This is a genomic window from Streptomyces sp. NPDC029956 (assembly GCF_055574655.1).
On record NZ_JBVHZJ010000064.1, the window covers coordinates 23626 to 37475 of the forward strand.

Consider the following 13850-nt stretch of genomic DNA (forward strand, 5'->3'; position numbering starts at 1 on the left):
ACGCGGCCTACCGCCTCGTCGCCGCGATCACGCCGAGGATCGCGTACCCGGGCGGCAGGGCCTGACCGGTACGGCGTCAACCTGACGTGGGGCAAGAGGAAGAGGCCCGGTGTCGGACACGGGGGATCTCCGACACCGGGCCTCTGTTGAATATTCTACGAGACGCGGGGGAGTGGTCTGCACCACCCGCGCCGATTCACTCCGCCGCCGAGAACGCGTACGGCCCCGGCCCCGGCATCAGGCCCGCGAGAAGGCCCGGCAGGGCGCTGGGGAAGCCCTGCCGACGGGCGAAGGGCGGCCGCACGGGGTACACCTCCCCTGAGGCGCGGATGTGGCCGACCGGGGCTCCCGCCCCTCCGCCGCGCCCCCGGTGACGACGACGAGGAGGCCGCCGTGGACGGCAGAAGCAAAGGGTTCGTGCAGTCCTTCAACCGTGCCGGCGGGTACGGGTTCGTCGTTCCCGTGGGCTCCGAGGAACAGGTGTACTTCAGCGCCGAGGACATCGAGGGCGAGGGCCGCACGCTCTCCGAGGGGCAGCAGGTCTCCTTCGTCCTGGTCCTCGGCGACGGCCGCTTCGAGGCGAAGGAACTGCGCGTCTGACGGACGGCTCCTCGTAGGCCCTGCCGTCACGCTCCCGCCCGTCCCGCGATCTCGGGCGACGACGGGAGCGTGATGACAGGACCTGGCCCCGGGCGGGAAGGTGCGCCGGTGGTACCGTGCCGAGGCCAGTCGCACCTTTGTACGCACCTGAACGGGTACGTGCACGGGTCAGGGAATCCGGTGCGAGACCGGAACTGACGCGCAGCGGTGAGGGCGACGGGCGGAGCATCGGCCACTGGGCGGCACGACGGGCCCGGGAAGGCGCTCCGTCCGGCTGACCCCGAGTCCGAAGACCTGCTGGCGGCCCCGGCGGCACGCTGTCGTGCGGGGAGCACCGTACGACAGGCTCCGCGTATGAGCCGTGGCCGCAGAGGAAGTTCCCGTGCCGCTCGCACAACCCGTCCGTTCCGCCGCGCTGTTCCTGACGGCAGGCCTCCTGCTCCTGACCGCGACCGGGTGCGGGGGCGGGACCACCGCCCCCTCCCCGAAGCGCGCCGCGGCTTCCGGGGCGGAGTATCCCGTGACCCTCGACGACAACTGCGGACAGCGGGTCACGGTCGACCGGGCCCCGCAGCGGGCCGTCGCCCTCGACCAGGGCGCGGCGGAGATCATGCTCTCCCTCGGCCTCGCCGACCGCATGGCCGGCACCGCCACCTGGACGGACCCGGTGCTCCAGGGCCTGGAGGAGGAGAACGCCAAGGTCCCGCGCCTCGCCGACCGCTACCCCTCCTTCGAGAAGGTCCTCGACGCCGAACCCGACTTCGCGGCGGCCTCCTTCTCGTACACCCTGGGCAAGGGCGGAGTGGCGCCCCGCGAGCGCTTCGAGGAACTCGGCGTCCCCACGTACCTCTCGCCCACCGACTGCGTCGGCAAGGACAACAGCGGCGACGGCGACGGAGTCCGCACCCGGCCGCTGACCATGGAGACGGTGTACGGCGAGATCCGTGACCTGGCCCGGGTCTTCGCGGTGCCGGAGCGCGGCGAGAAGCTCGTTGCCTCCCTCAAGTCCCGTGTGAAGAAGGCCACTTCCACCGGAGGCTTCGAGGACGTCACGGTCCTCTACTGGTTCGCCAACGCCGAGGCGCCCTACATGGCGGGCTGCTGCGGCGCTCCCGGGATCGTCACCCGGACCCTCGGAGCGAAGAACGTCTTCGACGACACACGCGCCGAGTGGCCCCAGATCAACTGGGAGACCGTCGCCGACCGCGACCCCGACGTCCTCGTCATCGGCGACCTGACCCGCCGGTCGCAGTCGGCCGAGAGCGCCGCCAAGAAGATCGAGTTCCTGGAGTCGGACCCGGTCACCCGGAACATGAAGGCGGTACGCGAGAAGCGGTACGTGCTGCTCAGCGGCCAGGCGATGAACCCGACCGTCCGCACGGTCGACGCCGTCGAGAAGGTGGCGGCGGCGCTCCGCTCGTACGGTCTCGCGAAGTGACCGCGCCACCGCTCACCCGGTCGGCGGCGGTCGTACGCGGAGGGGGCGCGGCGCTGCTGTGGACGGTGGCGGGGCTCGCCGTCCTGGCCGTCTCCGTCGCCGTGGCGATCACCATCGGGCCGGCGGAGATCGGTGTCGGCGACGTGTGGTCCGTGGTCGCCGCCCATCTCGCCGGGGGAGTCCCGGACGTCTCTCCGATCCGGGACGGCATCGTGTGGGACCTGCGACTGCCCCGCACCCTCCTCGCCGCCGTCTGCGGCGCCGGACTCGCGGTCTGCGGGGCGGTGATGCAGTCGCTGCTGCGCAATCCGCTCGCCGACCCCTTCGTCCTCGGCGTCTCCTCCGGCGCCTCGACCGGAGCGGTCGCCGTCGTCGTCCTCGGCGCGGGCGGGGGAGTCGTCACCGTCACCGGAGGGGCGTTCCTCGGGGCGGTGTGCTCCTTCGCCCTCGTGCTGCTCCTGAGCCACACCCTCGGCGGCTCCACGGACCGCGTGGTCCTCTCGGGCGTCGCCGCGATGCAGCTCTTCTCCGCCCTCACCTCGTTCGTCGTGATGACGGCGGCGGACGCCGAGACCACGCGCGGGGTCCTGTTCTGGCTGCTCGGCTCGCTCGGCGGGGCCGGCTGGGGCGACGTCGGCGTGTGCGGCGCGGTGCTCGCGGTGGCCCTGCTGATCTGCGGCGGACACGCGAGGACCCTGGACGCGTTCGCGTTCGGCGAGGAGGCCGCGGCGGCGCTCGGCGTCGCCGTCCTCCGGACCCGGCTCGTCCTGCTGTGCGTCACCGCCCTCCTGACGGCGGCCCTGGTCTCCGCCGCCGGAGCGATCGGCTTCGTCGGCCTCGTGCTGCCGCACGCGGCACGGGCGCTCGCGGGCCCGGGCCACGCGAGGCTGCTGCCCGTCACGGCCGTGACGGGCGCGGTGTTCCTGGTGTGGGCCGACACGCTCGCGCGGACGGTCCTCGACCCGCAGGAGGTACCGGTGGGTGTGGTGACGTCGCTGATCGGCGTACCGGCGTTCGTGCTCGTCCTGTACCGCACGAAGGGGGGCGCGCGATGACGGCGAACCCGCCCACCGGCTCCCGCACAGCTCCCGCGGCCACCCTCGCCCCGGCAGCCGCCGAGGCCCCCCACCCGCCCACCGCCGGGCTCCGGGCCGATCGTGTCTCCCGTGCCCTCGGTGGAGTCCTCGTCCTCGACGGGGTCAGCGTCACCCTCACCCCCGGCACCGTCACCGGGCTGCTCGGCCCCAACGGTTCGGGGAAGTCGACCCTGCTCAGGCTGCTCGCCGGCGTCCTCGCCCCGGACTCCGGGGTCGTCGCCCTCGACGGCGATCCCCTGGGGTCGCTCGGCCGCCGGGCCGTCGCCCGGCGCCTCGCCACCGTCGAGCAACAGGCAGACACCCAGACCGACCTGACCGTTGCCGACGTCGTACGCCTCGGCCGCGTCCCGCACCGCCGCGCCTGGACCCCGGCATCGGCGGCCGACGAGACCGCCGTGCGTTCCGCCCTCGCGCGCACGGGGCTCACCGACCGGGCCCGGCAGCCCTGGCGGACCCTCTCCGGCGGCGAGCGCCAGCGCGTCCAGATCGCCCGGGCCCTCGCCCAGGAGCCGCGCGAGCTGCTCCTCGACGAGCCCACCAACCACCTCGACATCCAGCACCAGCTGGACCTCCTGGCCCTCGTCGCCGAGCTGCGCCTCACCGCCGTCGTCGCCCTGCACGACCTCAACCTGGCGGCGATGTACTGCGACCGGCTGGTGGTCCTCGCCGCCGGCCGCGTGGTCGCCACCGGCACGCCGGGGGAGGTCCTCACCGAGGAGCTGATCGCCGATGTCTACCGCGTCCGCGCCGCCGTGACCCGCCCCGACCCCGAGGGACCTCCCCACATCCGCTTCCTGGGCACGGTCCGGAGCGCGGGCGGCTGAGGGGCGCCCGTCCGCCTGCCTACGATGGGCCCATGTCTGAGCGTGTAGATCCCGCGGTCCCGGCCGCGTCCCGGCCGCACGGGCGGACGCCGGGGGCGCTCGAACTCTCGGCGGCGGCGGAGGTGTTCGGCCTGCTCTCCGATCCCACCCGGCTGCACCTGGTCTGGCTGCTCACCCGCGGCGAGGCCGATGTGACCGCCCTGACGGAGGCCTGCGGGGCCGCGCGTCCCGCCGTCAGCCAGCACCTGGCCAAGCTGCGTCTGGCCGGGCTCGTCCAGTCCCGCAAGGACGGACGCCGCGTCGTGTACGCCATGCCGGACGGGCACCTCAAGCGGCTCGTGGTCGAGGCGATCAGCCGCGCCGATCACGAGGTGAGCGGCGAGCCCTGGCACGACTGAGGGCCTCACCGCAGCCCGGCCCCTGACATCAACATGTGCGCAAGTGTGCACATGTCCGCTACGTTGGTGACGTCCGCAGTCCGCCGTGGCCGACCGGGGGCGTCCTCATGCTGTCCGTGCTGCGCAACCCCACCTATCGCCGCCTCTTCGGCGCGCAGGTCGTCGCCCTCACCGGCACCGGCCTGGCGACCGTGGCCCTGAGCCTTCTCGCGTACGACCTGGCGGGCACGAACGCCGCCGCCGTCCTCGGCACCGCCCTCGCGATCAAGATGGCCGCGTACGTCGTCCTCGCCCCGCTCGTCGGTGCCCTCGCCGACCGCGTGCCCCGGCGGGCGCTGCTCGTCTCCATGGACCTGGCGCGCGCGGCGGTCGTGCTCGCCCTGCCGTTCGTCAGCCGGGTCTGGCAGGTGTACGTCCTGATCCTGCTGCTGCAGGCCGCCTCGGCCGCCTTCACTCCGGCCTTCCAGGCGACGATCCCGCAGGTGCTGCCCGACGAACGCGACTACACCGGCGCCCTGTCGCTCGCCCGGCTCGCCTACGACCTGGAGAGCCTGGCCAGCCCGGTGCTCGCCGCCGCGCTGCTGACGGTCGTCCCGTACGCCTGGCTCTTCGCCGGCACCGCCGTGGGCTTCGCCGCCTCCGCCCTCCTGGTCCGCACGACGACCCTGCCCGCCCCGGCCCCCGGCCCCGACGCGGAGGATCCCGACCCGGCGGATCCCGACCCGGTCCCGGAGCCGGATCGCGACCCGGGCCGGCCGGCGAAGCCCGCCGGTGGCACGGCCTCCTGCCCCCGTACGTACACCAGGGCGGTCTCCGGCATCCGGCTCGTCCTCGCCGCCCCGCGGCTGCGCGCCCTCCTCGCCCTCGACCTGGCCGTCGCGGCCGCCGGGGCCGTCGTCCTCGTCGACACCGTGATCCTCGTCCGCGACACCCTCGGCCGCCCCGCCGGGGACGTACCCCTCGCCCTCGGCGCGTACGGCGCGGGATCGATGACGGTCGCCCTGTTGCTGCCGCGCGTCCTGGAACGGGGCGGCGACCGCGCGGTCATGGTGCAGGCCGCCTTCGTCCTGCCCGGAGCCCTGGGGCTGCTGGCCCTCGGCCTCGCGGTCACACCCGGGGCCTGGTCCTGGCCCGCGCTGCTCGTGGTCTGGCTGGTCACGGGCGCCGCCGGCTCGGCCGTGCTCACCCCGGGCGGCCGGGTGGTGCGCGGTTCCGTCCGGAGCGGCGACCTGCCCGCCGCCTTCGCGGCCCGGTTCTCCCTCTCGCACGCCTGCTGGCTGCTCACCTACCCGCTCGCCGGCTGGCTCGCCGCGACGGCGGGCCCGGCCGCCTCGGCGGGCGTCCTCACCGCCGTGGCGCTGGCGGGGGCCGCGGGCGCGGCGAGGCTGTGGCCGCGTCCGGCCCCGACCACGGGTCGGCGGGCGCACGTCCGGGGCACGGAGTCCCCGGCCGGAGAGGCCCCGGTCGCAGCGGTCCCCGTTGCGGAGGCCCCGGTCGCAGCGGTCCCCGCCGTCGAAGCCCTCGTCGCGGAGGCACCCTCGGCGGAAGCCCCCTTCGCGGACGCCCCCGCCTCTCCTCAGCGCGGCAGCCGCATCTCCAGGCCGTCCAGGACCACCTCGAGCCCGTAGAAGACGGCAACCGGCTCCTCATCCTGGCCGGCATGCTGGTCATGGCCGGTTCCTCCGCCCTGCTGACCACGGTCGACGCCCGGTCCGGCTTCACCGTCCCGGCCGTCGCCCTCGGCCTCCTCGCCGCCTGACGCCCCCGCCGGACCCCCCTGACGCGAGAGAGCCGGTACCCCGAAAGGGGTACCGGCTCTCTCGCGTCGTTCGGTCCTGGTCACTCGCCCGGCGCCGGCGGCAGCGCGTCCATGAACGAGCTCACCGAGAACACCGCGCGCCCCGGGCCGGCCGGCCCGTACCCGGGCGGTGCCGTCAGCCCGTACTCCTGCAGCGTCGCCGTGTACGCCTCGAGGAGCCGCAGGTGGTATTCGAGCGGCGCCCCGTCCGGGTTCTCCCGGCCCAGGGGGGTCGTCGGCTCCGGGCACCAGGTGGTGAACCGGGGGGTGATCCCGCGCGACATGAAGAACCGCAGGCCCTCCCGGGTGGACGCGATCGCCTCGTCCACCGTCAGGAAGCCGGAGGGCCTGGCCATCTCGACGCCCGCGACGAAGTTCGGGATGACGTTGCGCGGCCCGAAGACCTCGGCGGAGTCCAGGATGCGGCGGTGCCACTCGTCCCGGCCGATGTAGCGCTCCTTGCCGGGGCAGTACAGCTCGAAGAGCCGGCGGTCCCACACCTCGTAGTTCGGGTGGTAGATCCGGATGCCGTAGTCGTGGAACCTCTGCACGTCCTCCTTCGGCAGCGCCTGCGCGACGACCTTGCCGATCCAGCGGCCGGGGAACCGCTCCTCGATCGCGCGCGCGTACTGCCCGTAGAAGTCGGCCTCGTCCTTCCCGCCGACCTGGGACGTGACCGCCCCGCCCGTGAGGGTGTACGCGGTGGAGGTTCGGGCGGTGTCGTGGCGGTCGATGATCTCCAGCGCCTCCAGGACCTCGTCGACCGGCTTCACCCCGGTGTACGGGCGGCCCGCCGCCTTGTGCTGGCGCCAGTTGTGGTTGATGTCGCAGTACTGGCACTCCTCCTTGGCGCCGAAGTACTGGCAGACCCGGAAGACCGTCAGATAGATCAGATAGCCCCACTGGATGGTCGGCGCGACCTCCATCACGGACTTCCCGTTGGCCAGCGGGTGCCGGTAGTACTCGGGCATCGGCGGCAGACCGACGTCGGCGATCCTGACGCCGTCGAGGAACAGCGCGAGCGCCCCGTCGCCGTCCGGCGCCACCCGGTAGGGGGACGACGGGTTGACCCGTACCGACACCACCGTGCGGCGGAGCCCGTACGGCCCGCCCGTGAGCACGATCTCCTCCGGCGGGCGGTTCAGTGCCGCCTCCCCGAGCTCCGGCAGCGTGCGGTGGTCGAAGGAGAAGATGAAGTACGACTTCGGCTTCACCTCGCCCCCCTCGTTCCCGGACAGCGCGGACGGGTCGAAGGCGAGCCCGCCGCGCAGCAGGTCCTCCTTGAGAACGGCCTCCGGAGGGACTCCGGGGAAGCGGTCCATGAGGGATTCGACGACGGCGGTACGGGTCGGGGCGGCGCTGGACACAGGCGGATCTCCAGGTGAGAGACGACGGAGCCGACACGCCTCACGCTACGCGCGGGGGCGCCGGACTCGTCGACCGGGACCCGCCCGGCGGCCGGTGAACGTGGCTCCGGTTACTTGTTGACCGTGAAGCCCTGGTCGTTCCCGTACGTCACGCCGGCCTCCTGCCACTGCTTCAGGCCGTCGGTGAGCGTGGTGGGGGAGACGTACGCCTTGCCCACGGTGTCGTTGAAGATCGAGTTCGCGTACACCTGGTAGGGCAGGTAGGACCAGTCCTCGCCGACGTTGCGGGCGGACTCGGCGAAGATCCGGTTGGCCTGCTGGCCGCCGAAGTACGGGAAGGCGGTGTCGAGGAACGCCTTCGACTCCAGGTCCGCGCGGGTCGCGGGGAAGGCGCCGGCGGCGACCCGGGCACTGGCTCCGGCGCCGGTGGTCGCGAACTCCGTGAAGGCGTAGGCGAGTTCCTTGTTCTTGGCGGCCTTCGGCACGGCGAGCGAGCTGCCGCCGTTCTCCGCGCTCGTCTTCTCGCCCTTCGTCCACTGCGGCAGCGGCGCGACCCGCCAGTCGCCGGACGCGGAGGCGACGCCGGACGTCAGGTTGGCCGGCATCCAGGCGCCGATGGAGAGGGTGGCGAGGGAGCCGTCGGCCAGGCCCTTGTACCAGGCGTCGCTCCACGAGCTGATCGGCGCGACCAGCTTCTCGTCGAGGAGTTTCTGCCAGGTCGCGGTGTACTTCTTGGTGCCCTCGTCGCCGAAGTCGATCGTGACGTCCGTGCCGTGGGTCCGGTACGGACGGCCGCCGGCCTGCCAGATGAGGCTGGTGGTGGCGCCGGCGTCCCCGGTGTCGTTGGTGATGAAGATCTTCGGGTCGGCCTCGTGGAGGGCGCGGGCCGCCTCCACGTACTCGTCCCAGGTCGTCGGCACCTTGATGCCGTGCTTGTCGAAGACCTTCTTGTTGTAGAAGAACGCCATGGGCCCCGAGTCCATGGGCAGCGCGTAGATGGCCTTGTCCCGGGTGACGGCGGTCCACGGGCCCGAGGTGAAGGTCGTGCCGTACTTCTGGGCCCCGTAGGAGGCGAGGTCCTCGACGGACTTGCCTATGGTGAACTGGCCGAGGGCGTAGTACTCGACCTGTGCCACGTCGGGGGCGCCGGAGCCGGCGGCCATCGCGTTCTGCAGGGCGGTGTACTGCTTGTCGCCGGTGCCCGCGTTGACCAGCTCGATGTCGACCTCGGGGTACTTCTTCTCGAAGTCCTCCGCCACCTTCTTGAGCGTGGGCTCCCAGGCCCACACGGTCACCTTGCCGCCCTTCTCGAGCGCGGCCGCGACGTCCTTCGGTCCACTGTCGCCACCGCCGTCCGAGGCGTCCGAGCCGCAGGCCGTGGCGGTCAGCGCGAGCGTGGAGACGACGGCGAGGGCGCCGAGGAGTCGGCGGGTGATGTGCGTTCTCATGGGCTGTGCTCCTGGTCGAGGGTACGGCGGAGGGAGGGAAGGAGGGAGAGGGGAAAGGTGAGGGGAGACGGGAGAGTGCGGGGGAGCGGTGCGGGGGTGCCGGAGGTGTCACTCCTTGACGCTGCCCGCGGCCAGGCCGGACTGCCAGTACCGCTGGAGCAGCAGGAAGATCGCCACGATCGGCACGATCGTCAGCAGGGAGCCGGTGATGATGAGGTCGAACACGGCCTCGCCGCCCGCCGTCTGCGCCTGGGCGTTCCAGGCGTTGAGGCCGAGGGTCAGCGGGTACCAGTCGGGGTCCTTGATCATGATCAGTGGCAGGAAGTAGTTGTTCCAGGTCGCGACCATCGAGAACAGCAGCACCGTGACGGTGCCCGGCATCAGCAGCGGCAGCGCGATCGTGAAGAAGGTGCGCAGCTCGCCGGAGCCGTCGATGCGTGCGGCCTCCAGGAGCTCGGTGGGGACGGACTCGGCGGCGAAGACCCACATGAGATAGAGGCCGAAGGGCGAGATCAGCGACGGGATGATCACGGCCCACGGGGTGTTCGTGAGGCCCATGTTGCTGAACATCAGGAAGGTGGGGACGGCGAGGGCGGTGCCGGGCACGGCGACGGCCCCGAGGACCACCGCGAACACGGCCCGGCGTCCCGGGAAGTCGTACGTGGCGAGGGCGTACCCGCCGAGGACGGCGAGGACGGTGGCGCCGCCCGCGCCGGCGACGACGTACAGCAGGGTGTTGAGCAGCCAGCGGACGAAGACGCCGTCGTCGTACGAGAGGGTCCGGCCGATGTTGTCCCAGAAGTGGCTCTCGTCGGCGAACCAGAGTCCGAAGGAGTCGAGCAGTCCGTTCTGGTCCTTGGTGGCGTTGACGACCAGCCAGGCGAGCGGCAGCAGGGTGTAGACGAGGACCAGGCCGGTCACGAGGGTCAGCGGCACGCTGGGGCGGGGGTTGAGCGGGGTGTGCGGGGGACGCTTGCGGGGCTTGGGGGTACGGGTGCCCGTAGCCGTGCGGGCGTCCGTACGGGGGTGTGCTTCCGTGGCGCTGCCGGGTGTACCGGGGGCGGCCGGCGTACCGGATCCGGAGGCCGCGCTGGTGAGGGAGGTGGTCATCGGCTCAGCCCTTCCGCATGCCGCGCAGCTGGACCGCGTAGGCGATGATCGCGGTGAGGACACCCATCACGATCGCCACGGTCGCCGCGTAGTTGTGCTGCTGACCCGAGAAGGACAGCGAGTAGGTGTAGAGGTTGGGGGTGAAGTCGCTGGTGATCGCGTTGGGGGCGAGCTTCTGCAGGATGCTCGGTTCGTTGAACAGCTGGAAGCTGCCGATGATCGAGAAGATGGTGGCGATGACGAGCGCGCTGCGGATCGCGGGCAGCTTGATCGAGGTGACGACCCGCCACTCCCCGGCGCCGTCGATCGCCGCGGCCTCGTAGAGCGACCGGGGGACGACCTTGAGCGCGGCGTAGAAGATCAGCATGTTGTAGCCGACGAACTCCCAGGTCACGATGTTGCCGATGGAGGCGAGAACGAGGGAGGGGGAGAGCGGGTCCGGCAGGGAGATCCCGAACGCGTCGTCGACGTTCCCGACGAGGCCGAACCGCGTCCCGTACATGAAGCCCCAGATCAGGCTGGCGACGACGGCGGGCACGGCGTAGGGGAGGAAGATCGAGACGCGGAAGAAGGTCCTGCCGTAGAGCCGGCCGCTGTCGATCGCGAGGGCGACGAGCAGGGCGATGCCGAGCATGACGGGCACCTGGACCAGGAGGAACAGGCCCACCCTGGTCAGTCCCTCCCAGAAGCGGGGGTCGGTGAGCGCCTTGCCGTAGTTGTCGAGGCCGACGAAGGAGGTGCCGCCGATGAGCCGGTCCTGGAAGAGGCTCAGGTACAGCGCGTATCCGATCGGCGCGAGGAAGACGAGGCCGAAGACCGCGACGAACGGGCCGGCGAACCCCCAGCCCACGAGGGCCTCCTTGCGGAGTCGGAAGCGGGCTCGTGGGCGGGGCGGTGGTGCTGCCGTAGCGCGCGTCGACAGGAGCGTCATGGCGGGGTTCCTTGCGTCGGTGACCGAGCGGGTCCGGAGACGGGGAGCGAGCGGAGCGGGGCGGGTGGCGTGGGCGAGGCGAGAGGGCCTGGCGGCCGTGAATCGGCCCCGCGTGGGCTGGCCGACGAGAAATGTTTACGTAATCATCGGTAGCGTGATGGTGACACTCCCACTGGGGGGCGTCAAGCGTGAAGCAGCGGTGAATGAGAGGGATTCGGGTGTCGGAGAAGAACACGGCAGGCGGCTCGGCGAAGGCCGGCGGCGACGGCCCGCGAGGAGCGCGCGGCAGGCCGCGCCGGGTCTCCATGGCGGACGTCGCCCAGCTCGCGGGGGTCTCCTCGCAGACGGTCTCGCGCGTCTCCAACGGTGACGCGGCCGTCGTCGAGAGCACCCGCGCGAAGGTCCTCGACGCCATGAAGGAGCTGGGCTACCGGCCCAACAGCGCGGCCCGCGCCCTCAAGCGCGGCGAGTTCCGGGCCATCGGCGTCATCACCATGGGCCTCTCCAGCACCGGCAACGTCCGCACCCTCGAGGCCATCGCCGGATCGGCCTCCCGGGCGGGATACGCGGTCACCCTCATCCCGCTCGACGCACCCACCCAGGACAACGTCAGGGGCGCCTTCACCCGGCTCGACGAACTGGCCGTCGACGCCGTCGTGCTCATCATGGAGGTCCACCTCCTCGACACCGCGTCGCTCACCCTCCCCCCGCACGTCAAGGTCGTCGTCGTGGACTCCGACGCCACCGGCCGCTTCCCCGTCGTGGACACGGACCAGCGGCAGGGCGCCCGCACGGCGGTGCGGCACCTGCTCGACCTCGGGCACGCCACGGTCTGGCACGTCGCGGGCCCCGAGGAGTCCTTCGCGGCCGGCCGGCGCGCGGAGGCCTGGGAGGCGGTCCTGCGCGAGGAGGGGCGGAAGGTGCCGCCCGTGCTGCGCGGGGACTGGACGCCCGAGTCCGGTTACGAGGCGGGGCTCCGGCTCGCCGACGAGCCCGGCTGCGGTGCGGTGTTCGTGGCCAACGACCAGATGGCCCTCGGCGTGCTCAGGGCCTTCCACGAGCGGGGCCGACGGGTGCCCGGGGACGTGAGCGTCGTCGGCTTCGACGACATCGCGGAGGCGGCCTCCTTCATCCCGCCGCTGACGACCGTGCGCCAGGACTTCGCGCAGGTGGGGGAGTTGTGCGTGGACGCGGTGCTGAGGGAGCTGCGCGGCGAGACGGTCACGGGGGTACGGCTCGTGCCGACGACCCTGATGGAGCGGGCGAGCACGGGGGCGCCGGGGGGCCGGTGAACCCGGCGCGGGACGCGGCGGAGACCGGGCCGGGGCCCTTGCGGGAGAAGGGAAGGGTCCTGGCGGTGGCGCGGTGGCGCGGTGGCGGGGTGGTGCGGTGACGGGGTGACGGGGTGGTGCGGTGACGGGGTGGTGCGGTGGCGGTGGCAGGGCCGCGGCGGACGTGACGGCCGCGGTGGTGCGGCGGTGGTGGGCAGGGGAACGGTGGCTGCGACGGCCGTGGTGTGGCGGCTGCGGTGGCGGCTGCGGTGGCGCGGTACGGGGGAGGCGGGGCGGTGCCTCGGTGGGGGCGGGGTGCGCGGAGGGGCAGGCCGAGAGCCTCGGTGGTGGCGGCGGTGGCGGCGGTGGCGGTGGGGCACGGAGGGCGCATGGTCGAGTCTCCCCCGTGGCGGGCGCAGCGCGAGGGGCGTCAGGCCGCGGCCCCCGGCGGTGGCGGGGCCGTACTGGAGCGGACCACCAGGACCGGTTCCACCGCCCTGCGGCGGGGCCCGTCCGTACGGCCCTCGATCTGGTCGAGCAGCAGCGAGACGCAGTGCCGGCCGACCACCTCGAAGTCCTGGTGCACCGTCGTCAGTGGCGGAGAGAGGTACGCGGCCTCGGCGATGTCGTCGAAGCCGGCCACGCTGATGTCTCCGGGCACGTCACGCCCCGACTCGCGCAGGGCCCGCAGCATTCCGAGCGCCATCTGGTCGTTGGCGGCGAAGACGGCGGTCACCTCCCGGCGGCGCGCGATGCCGAGGCCGGCGCGGTAGCCGGACTCCGCCGTCCAGTCCCCGTACAGCACCGGGGGTACGGGCGCGCCCGCTGCGGCGAGGGTGCGTTCCCAGGACTCGGCGCGCCGCCGCGCGGCGAACGAGTCGCGGGGGCCCGCCAGATGCCAGACCGTCCGGTGCCCGAGGCCGAGGAGGTGGCTCACGACGCCGTGCGCGCCGTGGGCCTGGTCGAAGTCGACGTTGGGATACCGGTGGCCGGTGTCGCCGTCGGCGACGACCACCGGCATCGACGGCGGGAGATGGAGGGACGGGGTGTCGAGCATCTGCGACTCGACGAGCACGATGCCGTCGACGGACTGCAGCATCAGATGCTGGAACGCGCGCCGGACGGCGGCCTCCGTCTGGGCCCTGATGCCCATGAAGTTGACGGAGAAGTCGGCCTCGCGGGCGGCGTCGGCGATCGCGGCCAGGGTGCGGGCGTTGCCGTGCGCGCCGACGTCGAAGCTGACCACGCCCAGGGCGCCGAACCTGCCCGTCACCAGGGCGCGGGCCGCCGTGTTGGGGCGGTAGCCGAGCGTCTGCATGGCGGAGAGCACCTTCTCGCGGGTGCTCGCGTCGACGTTCTCGCGGTTGTTGGCCACGCGTGACACGGTCTGCGAGGAGACGCCCGCCATCGTGGCCACGTCCGCCATGGAGGGCCACTGCCGGGCCGGCCGCGACCGCGGGGACTTCGTCTTCCTGTCCGTCACCACGCGCGGGACCTTCCGGAGGGAGCTGGAGGCCGCCCGCGCGCGCGGGTGACCGTACTGCCGTACTGCGTGCATGTTGACGCAA

13 protein-coding genes and 1 riboswitch are annotated in these 13850 nt (G+C 72.8%); of the genes, 8 read left to right on the top strand and 5 right to left on the bottom strand.

The genetic code is table 11. The features are described 5' to 3' along the window. The first annotated feature begins 393 nt into the window (after positions 1–393). From ACZ4XX_RS34285 to ACZ4XX_RS34310, 6 genes are all read left to right on the top strand, one after another. Positions 394–600, top strand: coding sequence for a cold-shock protein (locus tag ACZ4XX_RS34285; RefSeq protein WP_468511757.1), 207 nt, complete (start codon positions 394–396; stop codon positions 598–600). Between the two features lie 124 nt (positions 601–724). Then, positions 725–902, top strand: a riboswitch (cobalamin riboswitch). An 80-nt stretch (positions 903–982) separates the two neighbouring features. Next, a complete protein-coding gene (locus ACZ4XX_RS34290) occupies positions 983–2038 on the top strand; it encodes an ABC transporter substrate-binding protein (RefSeq protein ID WP_468511758.1) in 1056 nt (351 codons plus the stop codon). Further along, positions 2035–3093 (top strand): FecCD family ABC transporter permease, encoded by a 1059-nt coding sequence (locus ACZ4XX_RS34295; protein ID WP_468511759.1) that lies wholly within the window; start codon positions 2035–2037, stop codon positions 3091–3093. The genes ACZ4XX_RS34290 and ACZ4XX_RS34295 overlap by 4 nt, the downstream gene beginning before the upstream one ends. Then, entirely contained in the window at positions 3090–3959 is an 870-nt protein-coding gene (locus ACZ4XX_RS34300; RefSeq protein WP_468511760.1) for an ABC transporter ATP-binding protein, read from the top strand. Before ACZ4XX_RS34295 ends, ACZ4XX_RS34300 begins: the two co-directional genes overlap by 4 nt. Positions 3960–3991: 32 nt before the next feature. Further along, a complete protein-coding gene (locus ACZ4XX_RS34305) occupies positions 3992–4357 on the top strand; it encodes an ArsR/SmtB family transcription factor (protein WP_468511761.1) in 366 nt (121 codons plus the stop codon). 107 nt (positions 4358–4464) lie between these two features. Continuing rightward, the gene (locus tag ACZ4XX_RS34310) at positions 4465–5985 is read left to right on the top strand and encodes an MFS transporter (protein ID WP_468511762.1); all 1521 of its coding nucleotides are present in this window, start codon (positions 4465–4467) and stop codon (positions 5983–5985) included. Between the two features lie 211 nt (positions 5986–6196). On the opposite strand, the gene ACZ4XX_RS34315 is transcribed toward ACZ4XX_RS34310, so the two are convergent. The 4 genes from ACZ4XX_RS34315 to ACZ4XX_RS34330 form a co-directional block, all read right to left on the bottom strand. Next, positions 6197–7477 carry a radical SAM protein gene (locus ACZ4XX_RS34315; RefSeq protein ID WP_468511776.1) on the bottom strand — a complete coding sequence of 427 codons (1281 nt, stop codon included), beginning with the start codon at positions 7475–7477 and terminating at the stop codon, positions 6197–6199. 155 nt (positions 7478–7632) lie between these two features. Then, positions 7633–8970 (bottom strand): ABC transporter substrate-binding protein, encoded by a 1338-nt coding sequence (locus tag ACZ4XX_RS34320; protein WP_468511763.1) that lies wholly within the window; start codon positions 8968–8970, stop codon positions 7633–7635. A gap of 108 nt (positions 8971–9078) precedes the next feature. Then, positions 9079–10080: a carbohydrate ABC transporter permease gene (locus ACZ4XX_RS34325; protein ID WP_468511764.1), complete on the bottom strand. Its 1002-nt coding sequence runs from the start codon at positions 10078–10080 to the stop codon at positions 9079–9081. Between the two features lie 4 nt (positions 10081–10084). After that, on the bottom strand, positions 10085–11011 hold the full coding sequence (locus tag ACZ4XX_RS34330; RefSeq protein WP_389041231.1) for a carbohydrate ABC transporter permease: 927 nt from the start codon (positions 11009–11011) through the stop codon (positions 10085–10087). 305 nt (positions 11012–11316) lie between these two features. Here ACZ4XX_RS34330 and ACZ4XX_RS34335 point away from each other — a divergent pair, with 305 nt between their 5' ends. Beyond that, the gene (locus tag ACZ4XX_RS34335) at positions 11317–12303 is read left to right on the top strand and encodes a LacI family DNA-binding transcriptional regulator (RefSeq protein WP_468511777.1); all 987 of its coding nucleotides are present in this window, start codon (positions 11317–11319) and stop codon (positions 12301–12303) included. Positions 12304–12712: 409 nt separating this feature from the next. On the opposite strand, the gene ACZ4XX_RS34340 is transcribed toward ACZ4XX_RS34335, so the two are convergent. Then, positions 12713–13708, bottom strand: a complete 996-nt coding sequence (locus ACZ4XX_RS34340) for a LacI family DNA-binding transcriptional regulator (RefSeq protein WP_468511765.1) — start codon at positions 13706–13708, stop codon at positions 12713–12715. On the opposite strand from ACZ4XX_RS34340, the gene ACZ4XX_RS34345 reads away from it, so the two are divergent. Continuing rightward, positions 13647–13817, top strand: coding sequence for a hypothetical protein (locus ACZ4XX_RS34345; RefSeq protein WP_468511778.1), 171 nt, complete (start codon positions 13647–13649; stop codon positions 13815–13817). The genes ACZ4XX_RS34340 and ACZ4XX_RS34345 overlap by 62 nt on opposite strands. Positions 13818–13850 lie beyond the last annotated feature (33 nt).

Excerpts from the sequence above, each read along its gene's own strand:
- ACZ4XX_RS34325 (WP_468511764.1), bottom strand. The coding sequence starts at position 10,080 with ATGACCACCTCCCTCACCAGCGCGGCCTCCGGATCCGGTACGCCGGCC.
- ACZ4XX_RS34335 (WP_468511777.1), top strand. The coding sequence starts at position 11,317 with ATGGCGGACGTCGCCCAGCTCGCGGGGGTCTCCTCGCAGACGGTCTCG.
- ACZ4XX_RS34320 (WP_468511763.1), bottom strand. The coding sequence starts at position 8,970 with ATGAGAACGCACATCACCCGCCGACTCCTCGGCGCCCTCGCCGTCGTC.
- ACZ4XX_RS34330 (WP_389041231.1), bottom strand. The coding sequence starts at position 11,011 with ATGACGCTCCTGTCGACGCGCGCTACGGCAGCACCACCGCCCCGCCCA.
- ACZ4XX_RS34315 (WP_468511776.1), bottom strand. The coding sequence starts at position 7,477 with ATGGACCGCTTCCCCGGAGTCCCTCCGGAGGCCGTTCTCAAGGAGGAC.
- ACZ4XX_RS34305 (WP_468511761.1), top strand. The coding sequence starts at position 3,992 with ATGTCTGAGCGTGTAGATCCCGCGGTCCCGGCCGCGTCCCGGCCGCAC.
- ACZ4XX_RS34340 (WP_468511765.1), bottom strand. The coding sequence starts at position 13,708 with ATGGCGGACGTGGCCACGATGGCGGGCGTCTCCTCGCAGACCGTGTCA.
- ACZ4XX_RS34300 (WP_468511760.1), top strand. The coding sequence starts at position 3,090 with ATGACGGCGAACCCGCCCACCGGCTCCCGCACAGCTCCCGCGGCCACC.
- ACZ4XX_RS34310 (WP_468511762.1), top strand. The coding sequence starts at position 4,465 with ATGCTGTCCGTGCTGCGCAACCCCACCTATCGCCGCCTCTTCGGCGCG.